The sequence below is a fragment of the Pseudomonas oryzihabitans genome (assembly GCF_006384975.1).
Classification (GTDB): Bacteria; Pseudomonadota; Gammaproteobacteria; order Pseudomonadales; family Pseudomonadaceae; genus Chryseomonas; species Chryseomonas psychrotolerans_B.
The window spans coordinates 4,208,680-4,228,400 of record NZ_CP021645.1 but is presented as its reverse complement, the minus strand read 5'-3'; the positions used below and the strand labels follow the sequence as shown (position 1 = coordinate 4,228,400).

General features: G+C 63.6%; 17 protein-coding genes and 2 tRNA genes. 1 reads left to right on the top strand and 18 read right to left on the bottom strand.

All coding sequences use genetic code 11. The features are described 5' to 3' along the window. Positions 1 to 2: 2 nt before the first annotated feature. The 7 genes from CCZ28_RS18965 to amaB all read right to left on the bottom strand — a co-directional run bounded on the left by CCZ28_RS18965 (position 3) and on the right by amaB (position 8,292). Complete coding sequence (locus tag CCZ28_RS18965; protein ID WP_058764291.1) at positions 3 to 719, bottom strand: ABC transporter ATP-binding protein; 717 nt, start codon at positions 717 to 719, stop codon at positions 3 to 5. Continuing rightward, entirely contained in the window at positions 716 to 1,591 is an 876-nt protein-coding gene (locus tag CCZ28_RS18960) for an ABC transporter ATP-binding protein (RefSeq protein WP_058764293.1), read from the bottom strand. The genes CCZ28_RS18965 and CCZ28_RS18960 overlap by 4 nt, the downstream gene beginning before the upstream one ends. After that, a complete protein-coding gene (livM, locus tag CCZ28_RS18955) occupies positions 1,588 to 2,868 on the bottom strand; it encodes a high-affinity branched-chain amino acid ABC transporter permease LivM (RefSeq protein ID WP_058766933.1) in 1,281 nt (426 codons plus the stop codon). Before livM ends, CCZ28_RS18960 begins: the two co-directional genes overlap by 4 nt. Positions 2,869 to 2,871: 3 nt before the next feature. Beyond that, positions 2,872 to 3,786, bottom strand: coding sequence for an ABC transporter permease subunit (locus CCZ28_RS18950; RefSeq protein WP_059231854.1), 915 nt, complete (start codon positions 3,784 to 3,786; stop codon positions 2,872 to 2,874). Between the two features lie 96 nt (positions 3,787 to 3,882). Next, complete coding sequence (locus tag CCZ28_RS18945; RefSeq protein WP_140220384.1) at positions 3,883 to 5,004, bottom strand: branched-chain amino acid ABC transporter substrate-binding protein; 1,122 nt, start codon at positions 5,002 to 5,004, stop codon at positions 3,883 to 3,885. Positions 5,005 to 5,497: 493 nt separating this feature from the next. Beyond that, positions 5,498 to 6,775 (bottom strand): L-pipecolate oxidase, encoded by a 1,278-nt coding sequence (gene amaA, locus CCZ28_RS18940; RefSeq protein WP_140220383.1) that lies wholly within the window; start codon positions 6,773 to 6,775, stop codon positions 5,498 to 5,500. Between the two features lie 26 nt (positions 6,776 to 6,801). Then, positions 6,802 to 8,292, bottom strand: a complete 1,491-nt coding sequence (amaB, locus tag CCZ28_RS18935) for an L-piperidine-6-carboxylate dehydrogenase (RefSeq protein ID WP_140220382.1) — start codon at positions 8,290 to 8,292, stop codon at positions 6,802 to 6,804. Between the two features lie 117 nt (positions 8,293 to 8,409). Between amaB and CCZ28_RS18930 the strand changes: the two genes are divergently transcribed. Further along, on the top strand, positions 8,410 to 9,294 hold the full coding sequence (locus CCZ28_RS18930) for a LysR substrate-binding domain-containing protein (protein WP_140220381.1): 885 nt from the start codon (positions 8,410 to 8,412) through the stop codon (positions 9,292 to 9,294). A 243-nt stretch (positions 9,295 to 9,537) separates the two neighbouring features. On the opposite strand, the gene pnp is transcribed toward CCZ28_RS18930, so the two are convergent. The 11 genes from pnp to tpiA form a co-directional block, all read right to left on the bottom strand. Further along, on the bottom strand, positions 9,538 to 11,640 hold the full coding sequence (pnp, locus tag CCZ28_RS18925) for a polyribonucleotide nucleotidyltransferase (protein ID WP_140220380.1): 2,103 nt from the start codon (positions 11,638 to 11,640) through the stop codon (positions 9,538 to 9,540). A 174-nt stretch (positions 11,641 to 11,814) separates the two neighbouring features. After that, entirely contained in the window at positions 11,815 to 12,084 is a 270-nt protein-coding gene (gene rpsO, locus CCZ28_RS18920) for a 30S ribosomal protein S15 (protein ID WP_140220379.1), read from the bottom strand. 95 nt (positions 12,085 to 12,179) lie between these two features. Then, on the bottom strand, positions 12,180 to 13,094 hold the full coding sequence (gene truB, locus CCZ28_RS18915) for a tRNA pseudouridine(55) synthase TruB (protein ID WP_140220378.1): 915 nt from the start codon (positions 13,092 to 13,094) through the stop codon (positions 12,180 to 12,182). Between the two features lie 2 nt (positions 13,095 to 13,096). Then, entirely contained in the window at positions 13,097 to 13,480 is a 384-nt protein-coding gene (gene rbfA, locus CCZ28_RS18910; RefSeq protein ID WP_140220377.1) for a 30S ribosome-binding factor RbfA, read from the bottom strand. 132 nt (positions 13,481 to 13,612) lie between these two features. Then, positions 13,613 to 16,177: a translation initiation factor IF-2 gene (gene infB, locus CCZ28_RS18905; protein ID WP_140220376.1), complete on the bottom strand. Its 2,565-nt coding sequence runs from the start codon at positions 16,175 to 16,177 to the stop codon at positions 13,613 to 13,615. Between the two features lie 26 nt (positions 16,178 to 16,203). Further along, on the bottom strand, positions 16,204 to 17,676 hold the full coding sequence (gene nusA, locus CCZ28_RS18900) for a transcription termination factor NusA (protein WP_058764316.1): 1,473 nt from the start codon (positions 17,674 to 17,676) through the stop codon (positions 16,204 to 16,206). A 49-nt stretch (positions 17,677 to 17,725) separates the two neighbouring features. Continuing rightward, positions 17,726 to 18,184, bottom strand: a complete 459-nt coding sequence (gene rimP / locus CCZ28_RS18895) for a ribosome maturation factor RimP (protein ID WP_058764318.1) — start codon at positions 18,182 to 18,184, stop codon at positions 17,726 to 17,728. 128 nt (positions 18,185 to 18,312) lie between these two features. Continuing rightward, positions 18,313 to 18,389: transfer RNA gene (locus tag CCZ28_RS18890), tRNA-Met, on the bottom strand. Positions 18,390 to 18,474: 85 nt separating this feature from the next. Further along, positions 18,475 to 18,560: transfer RNA gene (locus CCZ28_RS18885), tRNA-Leu, on the bottom strand. A gap of 16 nt (positions 18,561 to 18,576) precedes the next feature. Then, entirely contained in the window at positions 18,577 to 18,957 is a 381-nt protein-coding gene (gene secG / locus CCZ28_RS18880; protein ID WP_140220375.1) for a preprotein translocase subunit SecG, read from the bottom strand. Beyond that, the gene (gene tpiA, locus CCZ28_RS18875) at positions 18,957 to 19,715 is read right to left on the bottom strand and encodes a triose-phosphate isomerase (protein ID WP_140220374.1); all 759 of its coding nucleotides are present in this window, start codon (positions 19,713 to 19,715) and stop codon (positions 18,957 to 18,959) included. Before tpiA ends, secG begins: the two co-directional genes overlap by 1 nt. Positions 19,716 to 19,721: the final 6 nt, after the last annotated feature.

Genomic DNA, 19,721 nt, shown 5'->3' with positions numbered 1-19,721 from the left:
CGCTAGTGACCGCCCAGATAGGCTTCGCGTACCTGGGGATTGGCCAGCAGTTCCTGGCCGCTGCCGGTCATGCGGATCTCGCCGGTGACCATGACGTAGGCGCGGTCGGACAGACGCAGGGCATGGTTGGCGTTCTGCTCCACCAGGAAGATGGTCATGCCGCTCTGCGCCAGCTCGCGCAGGATCTGGAAGATCTGCTTCACCACGATGGGCGCCAGACCCAGGCTGGGCTCGTCGAGCAACAGCAACTTGGGCCGGCTCATCAGGGCACGGGCGATGGCCAGCATCTGCTGCTCGCCACCGGACATGGTCATGGCGCGCTGGTTGCGGCGCTCCTTGAGCCGCGGGAAGAGGTCGAACATGCGTTGCATGTCCTCGTCCACCCAACGGGTGCCGATGGGAATGGTGCCCATCAACAGGTTTTCTTCCACGCTCATGTCGGGGAACACATGGCGCCCCTCCGGCGACTGGGCGATGCCGTTGGAGGCCACGTAGTGGGCGTTCTTGCGAGTGATGTCCTCGCCGCGATAGAGGATCTGCCCATTGCGCGCCTGGGGCTGGCTGAAGATGGACATCAGCAGGGTGGACTTGCCGGCCCCGTTGGCGCCGATCAGGCTCACCGTCTCGCCTTCGTTGATGGTCAGGGAGACGCCCTTCAGGGCCTGGATGGGTCCGTAGAAGACGTCGACGTTGCGAAACTCCAGGATCGGCGTGGTCATGCCACCTCCTCTTCTTCGGCGCCGAGGTAGGCGGCGATGACCTTGGGATCGTTGCGGATATCGGCCGGCAGGCCGCGGGCGATGACCTGGCCATGGTCCAGCACCACGATGTGGTCGGAGATGTTCATCACCATGCCCATGTCGTGCTCGATCAGCACCACGGTGATGCGGTGCTGGTCGCGCAAGAGGCGGATCATCCCGGCCAGCGCCTCGGTCTCGGCCGGGTTGAGACCGGCGGCGGGTTCGTCCAGGCAGACGATCTCCGGACGGGTGCACATGGCGCGGGCGATCTCCAGGCGGCGCTGCTGGCCGTAGGAGAGTTCGCCGGCCAGGCGGTTGGCGTGGTCCACCAGGTCCACCACTTCCAGCCAGTAGAAGGCCGTATCCAGTGCCTTTTCCTCGGCACGACGATAGCCGGGGGTATTGAGGATGCCGGTGATGAGGTTGCGGTTGCACTGCATGTGCTGCGCCACCAGCAGGTTCTCCACCACCGACATCTCCTTGAACAGACGGATGTTCTGGAAGGTGCGGGCGAGCCCCGCGCGGTTCACCAGGTGGGTGCCGCCGAACATCTTGTACCAGAGCCGGCTGCCGAACTGCACCGGATTGACGAAGTCACTGGCCTGGAAGCGCTCGCCCATGATCTTGCCGACCCGGGTCGAACGACCATCGGCGGTATCCAGGCGAATTTCGCCATCGGTAGCCTTGTAGAAGCCGGTCAGGCAGTTGAACACCGTGGTCTTGCCGGCGCCGTTGGGGCCGATCAGCGCGGTGATGGAATGCCGCTTGATATCGAAGGACACGTCCGAGAGCGCCTTGATGCCACCGAATCTCATGCCCAGACCGCTGACGGTCAGAATGTTGTCGCTCACGGCGCCACTCCCTTGCGAATCGCGAAGCCACTGCGGGCGATACGGATCAGGCCACGCGGCCGCCACATCATCATCACCACCATGAGCACGCCGAACACCAGCATGCGGATGTCGCCGAATTCGCGCAGCAGCTCGAACAGCAGGGTCATGACGAAGGCCGAGACCACCACCCCGACGGTGGAACCCAGGCCGCCCAGGACCACGATGGCCAGCACCAGCACCGACTCGAAGAAGTTGAAGGAGGCCGGGTTGATGAAGCCCTGGTAGGTGGCGAAGAACACCCCGGCCAGGCCCGCCGTGGAGGCGCCGATCATGAAGGCGGAGAGCTTGACCAGCACATGGTTCAGGCCCATGGCCCGGCAGGCGATCTCGTCTTCGCGCAGGGCTTCCCAGGCGCGACCGACCGGCATGCGGGTCAGCCGGTGCTTGATGTAGAGCACCAGCAGCACCACCAGGAACAGCACGGTATAGATGAAGATCATGGTCGCGTTGGGGTTGTAGCTGATGCCCAGCAGCTCATGGATGGGCACCCCGCCCTCCTTCGCCCGACGACCGAATTCGATGCCGAAGAAGGTCGGCGAAGGCGCGGCGATGCCGTTGGGGCCCTTGGTCACTTCCAGCCAGTTGTTGAGCACCAGGCGGATGATCTCGCCGAAGCCGAGGGTGACGATGGCCAGATAATCCCCGTGCATGCGTAACACCGGGAAGCCCAGGATCGCTCCCGCCACCGCCGCCATGACCGCGGCGAGCGGCAACATGGTCCAGAAGCCCAGGCCCAGGTACTGGTAGCCCAGCGCCAGGCCGTAGGCGCCGATGGCATAGAAGCCGACGTAGCCGAGGTCGAGCAGACCGGCCAGGCCCACCACGATGTTCAGGCCCAGCCCCAGCAGCACGTAGATCAGGCAGAGGATGATCACCGTCAGCCAGTACTTGGTGGCCAGGAAGGGAAAGGCGATGGCGATCAGGATGACGATGGGGAGGATGAACCTGAGGTTGGACTTGTGTCCCGGCGGCAGCACGTGGACACCGCCGTCGTTGCGCTTGAAGGACTCGATCCAGTCGCGGCCCTTGGCTGTCTGGCCGAAAAGGCTGAGCAGGAAGCGCCCGGCCATGACCACGGCGACCATGATGCCGACGCGACCGGGCTCGAGGTTGTAGCCATAGCCGTCGAGCACGATGCCGACGATGGGGCCGAACAGGATCAGCGAGACCAGGCCGACCATGAGGGTGTCACGCAGCACGACCTTGAGGTCGAAGGAGGAAGACGTCTGACTCATGGATTACACCTTCGTGACCTGGGGTTTGCCGAGCAGCCCCTGGGGCCGGAAGATCAGGATCGCCACCAGCAGCGAGAAGCTGAAGACGTCCTTGTAGTCCGAGTTCACCAGGCTGGCGAACTGGGCTTCGGAAATGCCGAGGATGATGCCGCCGAGCATGGCGCCAGGCAGCGAGCCGATGCCGCCGAGTACCGCCGCGGTGAAGGCCTTGATGCCGATGATGAAACCGGCATAGAAGTCGAAGGTGCCGTAGTTGAGGGTGATGAGCACTCCGGCCAGGGCCGCCATGGCCGCGCCGATGATGAAGACGTAGGAGATCACCCGGTCGGTATTGATGCCGAGGATCTGCGCCATCTTGCGATCCTGCTGGGTGGCCCGGCACATGCGGCCGAGGGTGGTCTTCTGGATCACGTAGGTCAGCAGGCCCATGCCGATGATGGATGCCAGGATGATGAAGATCTTGGTGTAGGTGATGATCACGAAGCCATCGCCGATGTGCAGCCGCAGCGCGCCGTCGAGCAGCGTCGGTACGCCCTGCTGGCGCGCGCCCTGGGCCAGTTGCACGTAGTTCTGCAGGATCAGCGACATGCCGATGGCGGAGATCAGCGGCGCCAGGCGCGTGGAGTTGCGCAGCGGCTTGTAGGCGATGCGCTCGATGGCCCAGCCGTACACGGAGGTGACCACCACGGTGAAGATGAGGGTGCCGAGGATCAGCACGGGAAAGGAATGCAGGCCGAACACACTCAGCACGGCGATACCGATGGCGGCGAGATAGGCCGACACCATGTACACGTCGCCGTGGGCGAAGTTGATCATGCCGATGATGCCATAGACCATGGTGTAGCCGATGGCGATGAGTCCGTAGACCGAACCCAGGGTCAGGCCGTTGACCAGTTGTTGCAGGAAGATACCGTCCACGTTTGCAGTCTCGCGCTGGAAGGATGACGAGGGCCGCCGCCCCCCGCCTCGTCCTGGGGCGGAGACGAGACGGGAGCCGGCGGATTCACGCGAGGATCAGGGCAGTTGGTGGTACTTGCCCTTGTCGTCCCATTCGTACATCACGTAGTCGGAGACCTTGAGGTCGCCCTTGCTGTCCCAGCTCTTGTCGCCGAGAACGGTGGGCACGGTGTGGGATTTCAGCCATTCGGCGGCCTTGGCGCCGTCGGTGCCCTTGATGCCGTTGAAGGCAGCGGCCACGGCTTGCAGCGAAGCGTAGGAGTAGAGGGTGTAACCCTCGGGCTCGTAACCGGCTTTGCGCAGGGTTTCCACCACGGTCTTGCCGGCCGGGTTCTGCAGCGGATCGGCGCCGAAGGTCATCAGCACGCCCTTGGTGTACTGCGGGCCGCCCGCGGTGGTGACCAGGTCCATGGAGACGATGCCGTCGCCGGAGACGAACTTGGCGGTCACGCCCTGTTCGCGCAGCTGGCGGACCAGCGGACCAGCTTCGGGGTGCAGACCGCCGAAGTAGACCACGTCGGCGCCGGAGGCGCGGATCTTGGTGACCAGGGAGTTGAAGTCCTTCTCGCCGCGGGTCAGGCCCTCGTAGAGCACCTCTTTCACGCCGCGCTTGTTGAGCTGCGCCTTGGTGGCGTCGGCCAGGCCCTGACCATAGGTGTCCTTGTCGTGGACGATGGCGACCTTCTTGGCCTTGAGCACGTCGACGATGTAGTCGCCGGCGACGATGCCCTGCTGGTCGTCACGTCCGCACATACGGAACACGCCGGTCAGACCACGCTCGGTGATCTTGGGGTTGGTCGACGCCGGCGTGATGGAGATGATGCCGGCTTCGTCGTAGATCTCCGAGGCGGGCATGGTGTTGGAGGAGCAGAAGTGGCCGATCACGGCCTTGACCTTGTCGGAGTCCACCAGGCGGTTGGCCACGGCCACGGCCTGCTTGGGTTCGCAGGCGTCGTCGCCCTGCACCAGCTTGATCTTCTCGCCATTGATACCGCCCGCGGCGTTGATGTCGTCCGCGGCCTGGCTCGCCCCCTTCCAGAACTGCTCGCCGTAGGCTGCGCTGGCACCGGTGAAGGGACCCGCGACGCCGATCAGGATATCGGCGTGTGCCAGGGAGGAGAGAGTGAACGCAGAACCGATAGCGAGAGCCAGAATGCCTTTTCTGTAAATCTTCGACATGGGAGGTTTGCTCCAGAGGGTGGTTGGCCCTTCGGCTTCAGCAAAGCCTGTGCCAGAGGTCAGTTGTGCGAGCTGGGCAAAGACGATTTGCCTGGGCTGCACATCCGGAAATCACCGCGGCAGCTGGAGCAGACCGCGCCATCAGTGCATTTGGCAGTCTTTTTGTCCCGAGCCCAGGCGACCGCCCGGCGCCAGGATCCGCTCGTCCCGGTGACAATCAGCCAAGGAAAACCAGGAGGTTTGTTACCTGATAGCAACCCGGTTGCACCTGTTTCGCACCAAAACGTAACATCGGCCGCGCAGCGTGCCACCAAAGTAACCAACCTTGGCGGGGCGCAACCCTTGGCGAATCAGGCCATTCGAGAGGCTATCACGCGGTATGAACAAGACCTGACGAAGCGGCTGACTTGGCAGCGCGAGATGCGCAAATCAGCCGCTTTTACAGTGCGTGAAAGGAGCGGACCCAGCATGGGCAGGCACTAGCGGGTGGCTATCAGAGCACGACCCGCAAACACTGCCCGGCGTGATATAGGGTAAAGCCGGCTTCGTACATCAGGCTGCGCCACTGCCCAACCGGATTGGCAGCTAGCGACGCCAAGGGCATGGGCAGATCCCGCTGATCGCCACTGCACAGATAACGGGCGAAGGCCTGCCCCACGACCGTGCCGGTCGTCACCCCGCGCCCGTTGTAACCGGTGACCGCGAGCAACCCCGGCGCCGGCTCGAACAGTCGCATCAGATGATCGGGCGTGAAAGCGATCCGGCCCGTCCAGGTGCACTCCCACTCGACGCGACCCAGCGACGGGAAATAATGCTGCTGGATCCGATCCGCCCAGGCGCGGATGAAGCCTGCCGGGCGCCCCGCCATGTTGCCGAGGCTGCCCAGCAACAGGCGCCCCTCGGCATCGCGGCGAATGCTGCTCAGCACCGTGCGGGTATCCCAGGAGCCACGCCCCTGGGGCAGGATGAAGTCCGCTTCCGGCCCCAGCGGCTGCGAAGCCACCTGGTAGTAGTAGCCGGTGAAGAACTGCTGGCGCAGGGTGGTCCATTCGCCTTCCGTGTAGGCATTGGAAGCTATGACCACCTGATCCGCCAAGATCCGCCCTTGGGCGGTTTCCACCAGCCAGCGCTCGCCGACGCGTTGCAACCGGCGCACCGCGGTTCGCTCGAACAGCTGGCCACCTTCCTGCCGCAAGGCCTTGGCCAGGCCCTGCACATAGCCCATGGGCACCAGGGTGCCCGCACGATGATCGAGCAGGGCTCCGCTGATGTCGCGCGTACCGCATGCCGTATAGCAGGCCTCGCCTTCCAGCAACTCGACCCGGGCCCCGCGGCGTTGCCACTGCTCCGCGCGCCGCCCCAGGTCGGCCAGCCCCTTGGCACTGTGCGCCATGTGCAGGGTCCCGGCCCGGCGCGCCTGGCAATCGATGCCGTAGCGCTCGATGAGGGCGAACACCTGGCTCGGCGCATCGCCCATCACCGCCAGCAGGCGCTCGCCGACCTCGCTGCCGAGGGTGGCCACCGCCTCGTCCGGCGGGATCCACATGCCGGCATTGACCAGCCCGACATTACGCCCGGAGCCACCATGGCCAACGCCATGGGCCTCCAGCACCACTGCCCGGCGCCCGGCTTGCGCCAGGTGCAGGCCGGTGGAGAGACCGGTGAAGCCACCGCCAATGACGCACACCTCGGTGTCGATCTCCCCCTCCAGCGGTGCCCCCGGCACCGCTGGATAGAGCCGCTCCCACAGGCATTCCTGACGCAACTGCATGTTCTGCGCGCTCCTTGGCGAACGGCTCAGTCGAAGACGATACCCTGGGCCAGCGGCAGTTCGCGGGAGTAGTTGACGGTGTTGGTCTGGCGGCGCATGTAGGCCTTCCAGGCATCCGAACCGGATTCACGACCGCCACCGGTTTCCTTCTCGCCACCGAAGGCCCCGCCGATCTCGGCGCCGCTGGGTCCGATATTGACGTTGGCGATGCCGCAGTCACTGCCGGTCGCCGACATGAAGGCCTCGGCCTCGCGCACGTCGGTGGTGAAGATGCAGGAAGACAACCCCTGGGGCACAGCGTTGTTCAGCGCCACCGCCTCGGCGAAGTCGTCGTAGGTGAGTACATAGAGAATGGGCGCGAAGGTCTCGTGGCGCACCGCTTCGCTCTGTTCGGGCATCTCGACGATGGCCGGCGTCACGTAATAGGCCTCGGGATACTGGTCAGCCAGCTGGCGCTCGCCCCCGAAGACCACCCCGCCCTCGCCGCGCGCCTGCTCTAGAGCGCCCTGCATGGCGTGGAAACTGGCGGCGTCGATCAGCGGACCGATCAGATTGCCTTCCAGCGGATGACCGATGCGGACTTTGGCATAGGCGGTCTTGAGCCGCGCGACGATCTCGTCCTTGACCGAGCGATGGGCGATCAGCCGGCGCAGGGTGGTGCAACGCTGGCCAGCGGTACCCACGGCGCTGAACAGGATGGCACGCACCGCCATGTCCAGATCGGCGCTCGGCGCCAGGATCATGGCATTGTTGCCACCCAATTCGAGGATGCTGCGACCGAAGCGCGCCGCAACCCGCGGTCCTACCTCGCGACCCATGCGGGTGCTACCCGTGGCGCTCACCAGCGCCACCCGCGGATCGTCCACCAGGGCCTCACCGGCCACGCGATCGCCGATGATCACCTGGCTGAGATCCGCCGGGGCATCGCCAAAACGCGACAAGGCTTTCTCGAACAGCGCCTGGCAGGCCAGGGCGGTCAGCGGCGTCTTTTCCGAGGGTTTCCAGACCACCGGATTGCCACAGACCAACGCCAGGGCAGCGTTCCAAGACCAGACCGCGACCGGGAAGTTGAACGCACTGATGATGCCCACCACACCCAGCGGCTGCCAGCTTTCGCGCATATGGTGGCCGGGACGCTCGGAGGCAATGGTCAAACCATACAGCTGACGCGATAGACCGACAGCGAAGTCGCAGATATCGATCATCTCCTGCACTTCACCCAGGCCTTCCTGGGTGATCTTGCCGGCTTCCCAGGACACCAGCTCACCGAGATCGGCCTTGTGCGCGCGCAGCTCTTCGCCCAGCAGGCGCACCAGCTCGCCACGGCGCGGCGCCGGCACCGCACGCCAGGCCTGGAAGGCCCGCTCGGCACGGGAGATCTTCTGCTCCACCTCGGCGGCGCTTTCTAGCGCGACGCTGCCCAGGTGGCTGCCGTCGATGGGGGAATGCACCTGGTGGTCGCCTTGAGTGTAGTGCTGGGCAGGAACGCCGAGGCGTTCCAACAGGGCCTTGCTCATGCTGAGGTCTCCGCGAAGATCAAAGGAATCGACCTTGAGTATGGTCAGGGCGGCGGCGCCGGACAACCGACCTTTGCTCGGCATATCATTCCCTTTTTTCATGCCGCGAGTGCGCTCATGCAACGTCGCCATTTGCCGTCCATCACCGCCATGCAGTGCTTCGAGGCGGTCGCGCGCCACCTGAGCTTCACCCGTGCGGCCGATGAACTGGCGCTGACCCAGAGCGCGGTCAGCAAGCAGGTCGCCCAGCTCGAGGATCTGCTGCAGCACAGTCTGTTCCGCCGGGTCCGTCGACGCCTGCAACTGACCCCGGCGGGCGCCCTCTACCTGGCCGAGGTGGACAAGATTCTCAATCAGCTGGAGATGTCGGCACGCTACCTGAGGTCCTATGGCGGCGAGACCGAGGTGCTGCGGGTCGCCACCCCGCCAACCTTCGGCGAGCGCTGGCTGGTGCCGCGCCTGAAGGGCTGGCGCCTACGCCATCCCAACATCCACCTGGATGTCTCCAGCGCCCTGGAGCCGGTGGATTTTCGCGATCCGCGCCACGACGTGGCGCTGTTCTATGGCCATGGCAGTTGGCCGGGCGCCGAGTGCGAATTGCTGCTGCACGAGCACATGGTCGCGGTCTGCGCGCCGGACCTGCTGCCTGCCGACGGCATCGACGGCCCCGAGCAACTGGTGGACTTCGTCCTGCTGCAGAACACCACCCGCCCGGAATCCTGGCATGACTGGTACGCCAGCCTCAGCCGCGAAGAAGTCCACAGCCACCACGGCCCGCGCTTCGACACCTTCACCCTCTGCGCCCGCGCCGCCCAGGAAGGCTGTGGGGTAGCGCTACTACCGGAATTCCTGGTTGCCGAGGAACTGGCTTCCGGCCGCCTGGTGCTCGCCTGGCCACACCGCCTGGCCAGCCCCCACGCCTATTGGCTGGCCTATCCGGAACAGATGGCCGAGGTGCCCAAGGTGCGCAGCTTCATCGAATGGATTCGTGAGAAGGTCTGATCAAGCGGCCAATCGCGGCCGGGGTGGCGATATACGGTAGGTTGGGTTGAGACAGCTCTATCGTCGAAGCCCAACATTGCCAGCCCCCGGGGCGATGTTGGGCTTCGCTGTGCTCAACCCAACCTACGGAGCGGCCGCAGCGGCGGACCGCCATGGCCGCGATGAAATATCCGGCGAACTCTTCACCCCACCAAAAACAAAAAAACCCGGCCGAGGCCGGGTTTCTTCTTAGCAGGGGTCGTCTCAGACGCCGGAGGCTTCCGCCGCCGCTACGTCCTTGATCGACAGCTTGATACGGCCGCGGTTGTCCACGTCCAGTACCAGCACCTTTACTTCCTGACCCTCCTTGAGGACGTCGGTGACCTTCTCGATGCGCTGATCGCTGATCTGCGAGATGTGCACCAGACCATCCTTGCCGGGCAGGATGTTGACGAAGGCGCCGAAGTCGACGATGCGCTCCACCTTGCCGACGTAGATCTTGCCGATCTCGGCCTCGGCGGTGATGCCCAGCACGCGCTGCTTGGCAGCCTCGGCGGCTTCGCGGGTCTCGCCGTAGATCTTGATGGTGCCGTCGTCCTCGATGTCGATCGAGGCCTTGGTCTCTTCGCAGATACCGCGGATGGTGGCGCCACCCTTGCCGATCACGTCACGGATCTTGTCCTGGTCGATCTTCATCGACAGCATGGTCGGCGCGTTTTCCGACAGCTCGGCGCGCGACTCGGAGATGACCTGGTTCATCTGACCCAGGATGTTCAGACGCGCTTCCAGCGCCTGCTCCAGGGCGATCTCCATGATCTCTTCGGTGATGCCGTTGATCTTGATGTCCATCTGCAGGGCGGTGACGCCCTTGGCGGTACCGGCTACCTTGAAGTCCATGTCGCCCAGGTGGTCTTCGTCACCCAGGATGTCGGTCAGGACGGCGAACTTCTCGCCTTCCTTGACCAGGCCCATGGCGATACCGGCCACCGGCGCCTTGACCGGCACACCGGCATCCATCAGTGCCAGGGAGGCACCGCACACCGACGCCATGGAGCTGGAGCCGTTGGATTCGGTGATCTCGGAGACCACACGGATGCTGTAGGGGAAGGCTTCCTGGGTCGGCAGCATGGCCTGGATGCCACGACGGGCCAGACGGCCATGGCCGATCTCGCGACGGCCCGGGCTGCCCATGCGGCCGCACTCGCCGACCGAGAAGGGCGGGAAGTTGTAGTGCAGCATGAAGCTGTCGCGGCGCTCGCCTTCCAGGGTGTCCAGCAGCTGGGCGTCACGGGCGGTGCCCAGGGTCGCGGTGACCAGGGCCTGGGTTTCACCACGGGTGAACAGCGCCGAACCGTGGGTCTTCTTCAGGGTGCCGACTTCGATCTGCAGCGGGCGTACGGTGCGGGTGTCGCGACCGTCGATACGCGGCTTGCCGTCGACGATGTTCTGGCGCACGGTGCGGTATTCCAGCAGACCGAAGGTCTCCTTGACCTCGGCTTCGCTGTACTGACCGTTCTCACCGGCCAGCTTGGCGACGGCCTGGTCGCGCAGGGCACCCAGGGCCGCATAGCGATCCTGCTTGATGGTGATGGTGTAGGCACGGGACACGGCCTCGCCGACCTCGGCCTTGACGGCCTCGACCAGGGCGGTGTTCTCGGCAGGCGCCTGCCAGTTCCAACTCGGCTTGCCGGCTTCGGCGGCGAACTGGCTGATGGCCTCGATGGCCACCTGGAATTCTTCGTGGGCGAACAGCACGCCACCCAGCATCTGGTCTTCGGTCAGTTCGTCGGCTTCGGATTCCACCATCAGCACGGCGTCACGGGTACCGGCCACGACCATGTCCAGGCTGGAGCTCTGCAGCTGCTCGTAGCTGGGGTTCAGCAGGTAGCCCAGTTCGCTGTGGTAACCCACGCGCGCCGCACCGATGGGGCCGGCGAAGGGGATGCCGGAGATGGCCAGGGCGGCGGAGGTGCCGATCATGGCGGCGATGTCCGGATCGGACTTCTTGTTGGTGCTGACCACGGTGCAGACCACCTGGACTTCGTTGAGGAAGCCTTCGGGGAACAGCGGACGGATCGGGCGATCGATCAGGCGCGAGGTCAGGGTTTCCTTCTCGGAAGGACGACCTTCACGCTTGAAGTAGCCACCGGGGATGCGGCCAGCGGCGTAGGTCTTCTCCTGGTAGTGCACGGACAGCGGGAAGAAGTCCTTGCCGGCTGCGGGCTGCTTGGCACCGACCACGGTGACCAGCACGCTGACGTCGTCGGTGGAGACCAGTACCGCACCGGTCGCCTGGCGCGCGATGCGGCCGGTTTCCAGGGTGAAGTTCTGCTCACCGAACTTGAATTGCTTGATTACTGGATTCACAGTCTTTCCTTCTCTTTATTGCCTTGGGGGAAACAGGGGCGACCAGAGGGATTCGGACCCTCGCTGATCTCCGGGTAACGCAGGCCGATTCTGTCGGCCGCTCAAGCAAAAAAGCTGGAGGCCGGCGCGAGCCGACCTCCAGCTTCAGACTGCTTGCAGCAGGTCTGCATCGTATTAACGACGCAGGCCCAGGCGAGCGATCAGCGCGCTGTAACGAGTGGTGTCCTTGGACTTCAGGTAGTCCAGCAGCTTACGGCGCTGGTTGACCATGCGGATCAGACCACGACGGCTGTGGTGGTCTTTGCCGTTGGCCTTGAAGTGACCTTGCAGCTTGTCGATGTTGGCGGACAGCAGGGCAACCTGCACTTCCGGGGAACCGGTGTCGCCTTCGCTCTGCTTGAACTCGTTTACGATCTGGGCTTTATCTTCGACGCTCAGTGCCATGATTAGGGCTCCTCTGAGGTAACAGGCCGGGAAAATTCCCGTGCTTAGGAAAAGAGGAATGACCGTGCCTGCTGACAGCCATCCTCGGTATCGGTCTAGGACCGAATCAGTCTACGCGGGGCAACCTGCCCCTCGTCATCTATCTCGCCGATGCCGATGAAACGACCCTGGTCGTCCTGCACCCGCATCAAGCCGAATTTCGGCGCATTGGCCGCCCGGACGGGCTGACCGTGCAACCAGTAGTACGCACTGTGCTGGGTCAACTGCACCAGCGGCCAATGTTCCAAGCCACTGTCGACTGGCAGCAGGAAGCGATCCAGAGCTTCGGCACCACCTTCGGCGTGTGCCGCTTCCAGTTCTTCCAGGCTGATCGCCTGGGTCAGGCCAAAGGGACCGGCCTGGGTACGGCGCAACTCAGCCACGTGAGCCCCGCAACCGAGACGGGCGCCGAGGTCTTCGACCAGGGTGCGCACATAGGTCCCCTTGCTGCAGGCCACTTCCAGCGTCGCGCGATCTTCCTGCAACGCCAGAAGCTCCAGACGGGCAATAGTAACAGAACGCGCCTCGCGCTCCACTACTTCGCCGGCACGTGCCAGCTTGTAGAGCGGCTGGCCATCGCGCTTGAGTGCCGAGTACATCGGCGGAATCTGCTCTATCTCACCGCGAAAGGCCGGCAAGGCCGCCTGGATGGCCGCTTCGTCGACACTGACCGCCCGTCGCTCCAGTACCTCACCCTCGGCATCGCCGGTGGTGGTGGTGACGCCCAGCTGGGCCACGGTGCGGTAGCCCTTGTCGGCATCCAGCAGGTATTGGGAAAACTTGGTCGCCTCACCGAAGCACAACGGCAGCACGCCAGTGGCCAGGGGATCCAGACTACCGGTATGCCCCGCTTTCTCCGCGTTGAGCAACCAGCGAACCTTTTGCAGCGCCGCATTGGAGGAAAAGCCGCGTGGCTTGTCCAGTACCAGCACGCCATGGACCTGGCGGCGAATACGCTTGACCTGAGCCACCCCTACTCCTCCCCTTCGTGACGACGGTCTTCAGCAACCGCACGCTCGATCAGGGCCGACAGCTGGGCACCGCGACGGATGCTCTCGTCATACTGGAAGCTCAGTTGCGGGATGGTCCGCAATTTCATCACCCGACTCAGCTGCTGGCGCAGGAAGCCCGCAGCGTCCTTGAGGATGCTGAGATTCTGCTTGATCGCCTCGGCGTCGTCGTCCTTGCCCAGGACCGTGATGTGCACCTTGGCATGGGACAGGTCACGCGCGACGTCCACGCCGGTGATGGTTACCATGCCCAGCCGCGGATCCTTGATCTCGCGCTGGATCAGCAGTGCCAGTTCACGCTGCATCTGATCGCCGATGCGCTGGGTACGGCTGAATTCTTTGGCCATGTCGAAACTCTCGTACGAAAGGCCGCAGACACCAGGCCTGCCAGCCATGAATCTTGGAAACGCGAACGGCAAGTCCGAGCCTGGCAACCCTCTGCCAGACCCGCGACCTGCCGTCCTGAGGCGGAGTCGCCGTTACAGCGAACGGGCTACCTGGACCTTCTCGAACACTTCGATCTTGTCGCCGACGCGGACGTCGTTGTAGCTCTTCACGCCGATACCGCACTCCATGCCGGCCCGTACCTCGGCCACGTCATCCTTGAAGCGACGCAGGGATTCCAGCTCGCCTTCGAAGATGACCACGTCTTCACGCAGCACGCGGATCGGACGGTTGCGGTGCACCATGCCTTCGGTGACCATGCAGCCAGCGACCGCGCCGAACTTCGGCGAACGGAACACATCGCGCACTTCGGCGATACCCAGGATGTTCTCCCGGACGTCACTGCCCAGCATGCCGGTCAGCGCCTTCTTCACATCTTCGATGATGTCGTAGATGACGTTGTAGTAGCGCATGTCGAGGCCTTCCTGCTCGACGATCTTCCGCGCCCCGGCATCGGCCCGGACGTTGAAGCCGAACAGCACGGCGTTGGAGGCCAGCGCCAGGTTGGCATCGCTCTCGGTGATACCACCGACGCCACCGCCGACCACCCGCACCTGGACCTCGTCGTTGCCCAGACCGGACAACGAGCCTTGCAGCGCTTCGAGCGAACCACGCACATCGGACTTGAGCACGATGTTGAGGGTCTTCTTCTCGTCCTGGCCCATGTTCTCGAAGATGTTCTCGAGCTTGCCGGCGTGAGCGCGGGCCAGCTTGATCTCGCGGAACTTGCCCTGACGGAACAGCGCCACTTCACGGGCCTTCTTCTCGTCGGTCAGCACGGTGAGTTCGTCACCGGCATCCGGGGTGCCGTCCAGGCCGAGGATCTCGACCGGGATGGACGGGCCGGCTTCCTTGATCGGCTTGCCATTCTCGTCGAGCATGGCGCGGATACGGCCGAAGTTGACACCGACCAGCGCCATGTCGCCCTGACGCAGGGTGCCGTTCTGCACCAGCACGGTGGCAACCGGACCACGCCCCTTGTCCAGGCGAGATTCGATGACCACACCGCGACCGGGCGCTTCCGGGGTAGCGGTCAGTTCGAGAACCTCGGCCTGCAGCAGGATGGCTTCGAGCAGATCGTCCACACCGGTACCGGCCTTGGCCGAGACGTGGACGAACTGGGTATCGCCGCCCCACTCTTCCGGGACTACTTCACGACCGGCCAGATCGTGCTTGACGCGATCCGGATCGGCATCGGGCTTGTCGATCTTGTTGACCGCCACGACGATGGGTACACCCGCCGCCTTGGCGTGCTGGATGGCTTCCTCGGTCTGCGGCATGACGCCGTCGTCGGCCGCCACCACCAGGATGACGATGTCGGTGGCCTGGGCACCACGGGCGCGCATCGCGGTGAACGCGGCGTGGCCGGGGGTATCCAGGAAGGTCACCATGCCACGCTCGGTTTCCACGTGGTAGGCACCGATGTGCTGGGTGATGCCACCGGCCTCGCCCGAGGCGACCTTGGCGCGACGGATGTAGTCCAGCAGCGAGGTCTTGCCGTGGTCGACGTGACCCATGACGGTCACCACCGGCGCACGGTGCATAGCCTTGCCACCCTCGAACTTGAGGGATTCGGCCAGTTGATCTTCCAGGGCGTTCTCGTTGACCAGCTTGACCTTGTGGCCCAGCTCTTCGGCCACCAGTTGCGCCGTCTCGCGATCGAGCACCTGGTTGATGGTGGCGGGAGACCCCATCTTGAACATGAACTTGATGACTTCGGCGGCCTTCACCGACATCTGCTGAGCAAGCTCAGAGACGGTGATGGTCTCGCCTAGATTGACTTCGCGCACTACAGGTCCTGTCGGGCTCTGGAACCCGTGTTGGTTTCGCTTCTTGAGTCGCGACTTGCCACCGCGACCGCCACGCCGACCGAAGCCTTCTTCCTCGTCGTCGCCAGTGCGTACGGTACGGGGAGCCGCGGCCTTGTCCTTGATGGACGGCCGGTGCTGGGCATTCTTGCGCTCGCGACGCTCGTCGTCGTCACGCTTGCTGCTGGGCGCAGGGTGTACGGGACGACGCGGCTCTTCACGCTTGCGCTCGGCAGCGGCGGGATCCGCTTTCTTGGCTTCGGCGACCGGCTCGGCAACGACCGGGGCCGGCTGCTCGGCCACCACGGCAGGCGCTTCCGCGGCGACCGGGGTAGCGGCTTCGGCGGCTACCGGCTGCTGCTCGGCCTGAGCGGCGGCTTCGGCCTGCTGCCGCGCAGCCTCTTCGGCGGCGCGCTGAGCTTCTTCCGCGGCCTGGGCCTGAGCGGCGGCTTCTTCAACCGCGCGCTGGGCTTCCTGCTCGCGGCGCTGCTCGGCTTCGAGCTCGGCGGGGCTGCGCTTGACGAAGGTCTTCTTCTTGCGCACCTCGACACTTACCGTTTTGCTGCCGGCCACTTTCAGCGTGGTCTGGGTCTTGCGCTGCAGGGTGATCTTGCTGGGCTCATCGAGCTTCGCCGTCCCCTTCAGATGCGTCAGCAGCGCCTGCTTTTCCGCGTCGCTCACCAGTTGCTCGGCACTGCTGTGCGTCAGACCTGCCTCGCGCATCTGCTGTAGCAGACGTTCCACCGGCGTATTGACCGTTTGGGCCAGTTCTTTCACCGTGACTTGCGTCATGCACTTCTCTCCTCAGGCTGCGCCGCCTACTCGAACCAATGGGCACGGGCAGCCATGATCAGCTTGCCGGCACGCTCTTCGGTCATGCCGTTGATGTCGAGCAGGTCGTCGATCGACTGCTCGGCGAGCTCTTCGCGATTCACCACACCACGCTGGGCCAGCGCATTGGCGAGCTGGGGATCCATGCCGTCGAGGGTCAACAGATCTTCGCTGGGGCTCTTCTGTTCTTCAGTTGCGATGGCCCGGGTCAGCAGACGATCTTTCGCCCGCGTCCGCAGCTCATTGACGATGTCTTCATCGAAACCATCGATGTTGAGCATCTCTTCCATGGGGACATAGGCCACTTCCTCAAGGGAGGTGAAGCCTTCTTCCACCAGCACCTGGGCCAGTTCCTCGTCGACATCCAACTCGTCGATGAAGCGCTGGATGATGTCGCCGGTCTCGGCCTGTTGCTTGGCGTTGATGTCCGCTTCGGTCATCACGTTGAGCGTCCAACCGGTCAGCTGACTGGCCAGACGTACGTTCTGACCACCACGACCGATGGCCTGGGCCAGGTTGTCCTCGGCCACGGCGATGTCCATGGTACGGCTGTCTTCGTCGACGATAATCGAGGCGACTTCGGCCGGGGCCATGGCATTGATGACGAACTGCGCCGGGTTGTCGTCCCAGAGGACGATGTCGACGCGCTCGCCACCCAGTTCACCGGACACGGCCTGGACGCGCGAACCGCGCATGCCGATGCAGGCACCCTGGGGATCGATACGCTTGTCCTTGGAGCGAACGGCGATCTTGGCCCGGGAGCCCGGATCACGAGCAGCGGCCATCACATCGATCAGCTGCTCGGAGATCTCCGGCACCTCGATGCGGAACAGCTCGATCAGCATCTGCGGATCGGTGCGCGACAGCATCAGCTGAGGACCGCGGTTCTCCGTACGGATCTCCTTGAGCAGCGCCCGCAGACGCACGCCCATGCGGAAGGTCTCGCGAGGAATGATGTGCTCGCGCGGCAGCAAGGCCTCGGCATTGTTGCCCAGATCGACGATCACGCTGTCGCGGGTGACCTTCTTGACGGTACCCGAGATGATCTCACCGACCTTCTCGCGGTAGGCATCCACCACCTGAGCCCGCTCGGCTTCGCGCACCTTCTGCACGATCACCTGCTTGGCGGTCTGGGCGGCGATGCGACCGAATTCGATGGACTCGATCTTTTCTTCGATCACATCACCGGCCTTGGCGCCGGGATGCTCTTCCTGCGCGTCTTCCACCGTCAGGTGCGAATCGGGCAGTTGATAGTCCTGGTCTTCCACCACGGTCCAGCGGCGGAAGGTTTCGTAGCTGCCGTTGTGTCTGTTGATCGACACCCGCAGATCCACATCTTCTTCGTAGCGTTTCTTGGTAGCCGTGGCGAGTGCCAACTCCAGTGCCTCGAAGATGACGCCGGGTGGAACACCCTTCTCGTTCGAAACAGATTCCACTACCAGCAGAACTTCTTTGCTCATCTTACGCCTCGTATTCGCAATCCTTGGGATCCGCGGTCTCGCGCTCAAATCACTCGAAACGGGGAACGACGTTGGCCTTGTCGATCATCTCGATGGGTAGCAGATATTCATGCTCATCCACCTGCACCACGACGTCCTGGTCTTCCACACCGCGCAGCAAACCCTGGAAATTACGTCGCCCTTCGAAAGGCGACCGAAGTTTGATCTTCACCTGTTCACCAACGTGGGCTGCGAATTGCTCCAGCGTGAACAGCGGTCTATCCATACCGGGGGAAGACACCTCGAGGGTGTATTCATTGGTGATGGGATCTTCCACATCGAGCACGCCACTGACTTGGCGGCTGACCTTCTCGCAGTCTTCCACGAGAATGCCGTTGGGATGATCGATATAGACGCGCAGCAGCGAGTGCCGCCCCTGGGAGATGTACTCGACACCCCAGCAGACGTAGCCAAGCGCCTCGACGACGGGGGCCAGCAAGGCCTGCAACTGTTCTAGCTTGCTCGACACCTGATTGCCTCGCGTTTTTTGGAGAATAAAAAATGGGCATTACGCCCATCCCTAAGAGGTCTGCGCGAGAAAGCGCGACCCGAACTGTCCAGCCAACAAAAAGCCCCTAAAAAGGGGCTTTAAAAAACTGGTTGCGGGGGCTGGATTTGAACCAACGACCTTCGGGTTATGAGCCCGACGAGCTACCAGACTGCTCCACCCCGCGTCAAAGCTGGAGCGAGAGTATATTCAACTGAACTCTAGGAGTCAACCAACTCTCTCGCCGCGTCCTGCAGGACGTCTTTGCTATTTGGTGCCGAAGATGGGACTCGAACCCATACAGCCTGTGGCCACTACCCCCTCAAGATAGCGTGTCTACCAATTCCACCACTTCGGCATGAAACCTTTGAAACTTACTTGGACTCCTGGGGGACATCCCCGGAAGTACCGCCCTGAGCAGCACGCGGCTGCGTCAAGGGAACATCGTTACCGTCCTGCTTAGGCTGAGGAGCCTGCTGGACCGGCTGAGTGGGCAGACCCACTTCACGCAGACCCAGCGCACGATCTTTGGCGTAGTACGCCAGACCCAGGCTAGTCGCGAAAAAAACCGCAGCCAGTATAGCAGTAAAGCGACTCAGAAAGGTAGCAGAACCTTGACTACCGAACACCGTACCCGAGGCACCCGAACCAAAGGAAGCACCCGCTTCGGCGCCCTTGCCCTGCTGCATCAACACCAGCACGATCAGGCCCAGCGCCATCAGCAGGTGGATCACTACAATTGCCGTTTCCAACATTATCCACGTCCCGCAGCGCGGCAAATCGCACTGAATTCTTCAGCATTCAGGGAGGCTCCACCTACCAGCCCCCCATCGATATCCGGCATGCCGAACAATTCGGCAGCATTGGCGGCCTTCACACTACCGCCATACAGCAACTGAAGCCCTTCTGCGACCTCAGCATCGGCTTCGCGCACCAAGGCGCGAATCGCCGCATGAACCTCTTGCGCCTGCTCTGGTGTGGCCGTGAGCCCGGTGCCTATCGCCCAAACTGGCTCGTATGCCACCACAGCCTTGGCAAAGGCTTCAACGCCAACCGCATCGATGACCGCCTTCAGCTGGCCACCCACTACATCCAGCGTGCGCCCGGCTTCGCGCTCTTCACGCGTCTCGCCGATGCAGAGTACGGGAAGCATCCCCGCCTCTTGGATGGCGGCGAACTTCTTCACCACCACTTCATCATCTTCGCCCAGCAGCGCACGTCGCTCGGAGTGCCCCACCAGTACGTAACGACAACCGAACTCTACCAACTGCGTCGAGGATACCTCGCCCGTCAGGGCCTTCTCACCCGCGACAGGAGCACAGGTCTGAGCCCCAATAGCCAGCGATGTCGCCGCCAGCGCTTCAGCCACCCCGGGCAGATGCACCAATGTCGGAATGACCACGACATCGACACCCGCAATACCGTCCAACCCTTTCAAGCCTGCGACCAATGCCGACACACTTTGCAGCGAGCCATGCATTTTCCAGTTACCGGCAACCAGGGAACGACGCATGCGTTT

Bases quoted from the DNA above. Each gene is read 5' to 3' on its own strand.
- CCZ28_RS18965 (WP_058764291.1), bottom strand. From the start codon at position 719: ATGACCACGCCGATCCTGGAGTTTCGCAACGTCGACGTCTTCTACGGA.
- livM (WP_058766933.1), bottom strand. From the start codon at position 2,868: ATGAGTCAGACGTCTTCCTCCTTCGACCTCAAGGTCGTGCTGCGTGAC.
- CCZ28_RS18945 (WP_140220384.1), bottom strand. From the start codon at position 5,004: ATGTCGAAGATTTACAGAAAAGGCATTCTGGCTCTCGCTATCGGTTCT.
- amaA (WP_140220383.1), bottom strand. From the start codon at position 6,775: ATGCAGTTGCGTCAGGAATGCCTGTGGGAGCGGCTCTATCCAGCGGTG.
- amaB (WP_140220382.1), bottom strand. From the start codon at position 8,292: ATGAGCAAGGCCCTGTTGGAACGCCTCGGCGTTCCTGCCCAGCACTAC.
- CCZ28_RS18930 (WP_140220381.1), top strand. From the start codon at position 8,410: ATGCAACGTCGCCATTTGCCGTCCATCACCGCCATGCAGTGCTTCGAG.
- rpsO (WP_140220379.1), bottom strand. From the start codon at position 12,084: ATGGCACTGAGCGTCGAAGATAAAGCCCAGATCGTAAACGAGTTCAAG.
- rbfA (WP_140220377.1), bottom strand. From the start codon at position 13,480: ATGGCCAAAGAATTCAGCCGTACCCAGCGCATCGGCGATCAGATGCAG.
- infB (WP_140220376.1), bottom strand. From the start codon at position 16,177: ATGACGCAAGTCACGGTGAAAGAACTGGCCCAAACGGTCAATACGCCG.
- nusA (WP_058764316.1), bottom strand. From the start codon at position 17,676: ATGAGCAAAGAAGTTCTGCTGGTAGTGGAATCTGTTTCGAACGAGAAG.
- secG (WP_140220375.1), bottom strand. From the start codon at position 18,957: ATGTTGGAAACGGCAATTGTAGTGATCCACCTGCTGATGGCGCTGGGC.
- tpiA (WP_140220374.1), bottom strand. From the start codon at position 19,715: ATGCGTCGTTCCCTGGTTGCCGGTAACTGGAAAATGCATGGCTCGCTG.